We start from the raw sequence: 2,052 nt of genomic DNA, 5'->3' as shown, positions 1-2,052 counted from the left end.
GGCGATCCCGTCGGCGGCGGCCCGCACGCCCTCGGGCGTCCAGGTGTCCGGCCCGCCGGCGCGGACCAGCCGCCCGACCACCGAGTGGGCGGCCCGGAACGGCACCCCGTGGCGGGTCAGCGCGTCCGCCGCGGCGGTGGTGGTGGCGCCGGAGGCGACGATCTCCTCCCGGCTGGGCGGACTGAGTGGCGCGATCTCGGCCAGGAAGCCACCGACCAGGGCGAAGAAGCGCTCGGCCCGGTCGTTGCTCTCCCAGAGCCGCACCTGCACGTCGGTGGTGGCGTTGTTGGAGTCCTCCCACCAGGCGGCGCCCACGTTGTTGAGCACCGACGCGGCGTCGGCCGCGGCCTGCCCGGCGTACGAGACCAGGTGCTCCAGCACGACCGGGTTGCGCTTCTGCGGCATGATGCTGCTGCCCTGGGTGAAGTCGCCGGGAGTGGTGACCCAGTTCCAGCTCAGCCAGTCCATCAGCGTGCGGGCCAGCCGCGCGCCGGTGGCCAGGGCCCGCGCGTTGAGCGTGCCGACCCGGACCAGGTGGTCGGCGCCGGCCACCGCCTCGTACGAGTTGGTGACCAGGCCGGCGAAGCCGAGCAGCTCGGCCACCCGGGCCGGGGAGATGTCCAGGTCGGTGCCGGCGAAGGCGCAGGAGCCCAGCGGGGAGACGTTGAGCTGGTCGATCACGTCGGCGTAGGTGGCCGCCTGCTGGGTCAGCGCCTCGGCGTAGCCGGCCAACGCGTGCCCGATCGTGGTGGGCTGCGCCGGGCGGCGGTGGGTGTAGCCGGTGACGACCACGTCGGCGTACCGGTCGGCCTGGTCGAGCGCGGTGCGGCCGGTGTCGACCACCCGTTGGAGCACCTCGACGAGCTGGTCGCGCAGCAGCATCCGGAAGACGCCGGCGTCCAGGTCGTTGCGGCTGCGGGCCAGCTGCACGTCCAGCTCGGAGGTGGGGATGCCGCAGGCCGCCGCGAGCCGCTTCTCCAGCAGGTAGTAGGTGTCCTCGAAGCCGCCGTCGTACGCCGGGGCCGGGCCCGTGTCGGCGCGCAGCTCGGCCAGGCCGCGCAGCAGCCGGGCACCGCGCTCGGCCGGGATCAGCCCCTGCTCGGTCAGCATCACCACGTGCGCCTGGCTGGCCCGCACCATCGCCGGGTAGAGACGCCCGACGTGGTGGTCGTAGGTCGGCGCGAGGTGGTGCCGCTGGTAGGTGGTCAGCGCGGGTGTGCTCATCGGTTGTCCTTCCGGTCCGCGGTCAGGCCGAGCAGGCGCTCGGCGTTCCCGGCGAAGATCGCGCGCAGGTGTTCCTCGGGCATGCCCATCTCGTGGCAGATCCGGAGCTGGTCGTCGAGGTAGCGGGTGACGTAGCCGCGCGGGAACCAGGACGAGTCGCTGCCGAACACGATGCGCTCCGGCCCGATCGTCTCGTAGCAGCGGCGGAACAGGTCCTCCAGCGTGAGCCGGTACGGCATCCAGCGCACCCACTGGTTGGAGCCGGACGTGTCGATGTGCACGTTCGGGCAGCCCCACGCGGTGAAGAACAGCTCCTGCACGTACTGCACGCCGAAGTGCGGCACCACCACGGCCAGCTCGGGGAAGCGGCGGGCCATCCGGGCCAGTTCGTCCGGCCCGCCGTACCGGCCGACGCTCAGCCCGCCGGCGCTGCCGTAGTGCCCGATGTGGATCAGGACGGGCACGCCGAGGCGCTGGGCGGTGTCCCAGAGCGGGTCCAGGTCGGCGTGGTCGAGCGGGCCCCGCAGCAGCGGGGCGAACAGCTTCAGCCCGCGCAGGCCCCGCTCGGCGACCGCGCGTTCCAGCTCGGCCGCGGCGTCCGGTCCGTACGGGTCGTGGTGGGCGAAGCCGAGCAGCAGGTCCGGGTGCCGGTCGACCACGTCGGCGACCGCGTCGTTGCCGCCTCCGGTGACGAACACGGCCCGCCGTACCCGGGCGGCACGCAGCTCCTGCGCCCACCGGTCCGCCTCGTCCTGCCAGCGCTCGGCCGGCGGCTCGGGGTCCGGGAAGCCCCAGGCCCGACGCCACCCGCGGGCGTACGGCGCGGAC

General features: G+C 74.1%; 2 protein-coding genes. Both read right to left on the bottom strand.

Features of this window, described 5'->3' with window-relative positions:
- Positions 1-1,224: argininosuccinate lyase (locus HUW36_RS31730; protein ID WP_174531435.1), on the bottom strand; the 1,224-nt coding region annotated here is incomplete at its 3' end.
- A partial coding sequence (locus HUW36_RS31725; RefSeq protein ID WP_174531434.1) for an amidohydrolase family protein occupies positions 1,221-2,052 on the bottom strand: 832 nt, incomplete at its 5' end. The genes HUW36_RS31730 and HUW36_RS31725, both read right to left, overlap by 4 nt.

This window comes from Micromonospora maritima, from assembly GCF_902825405.1.
Taxonomy (GTDB): Bacteria; Actinomycetota; Actinomycetes; order Mycobacteriales; family Micromonosporaceae; genus Micromonospora; species Micromonospora maritima.
The sequence above is the reverse complement of the archived record's forward strand: the minus strand, read 5'-3'. Positions and strand labels throughout refer to the sequence as shown.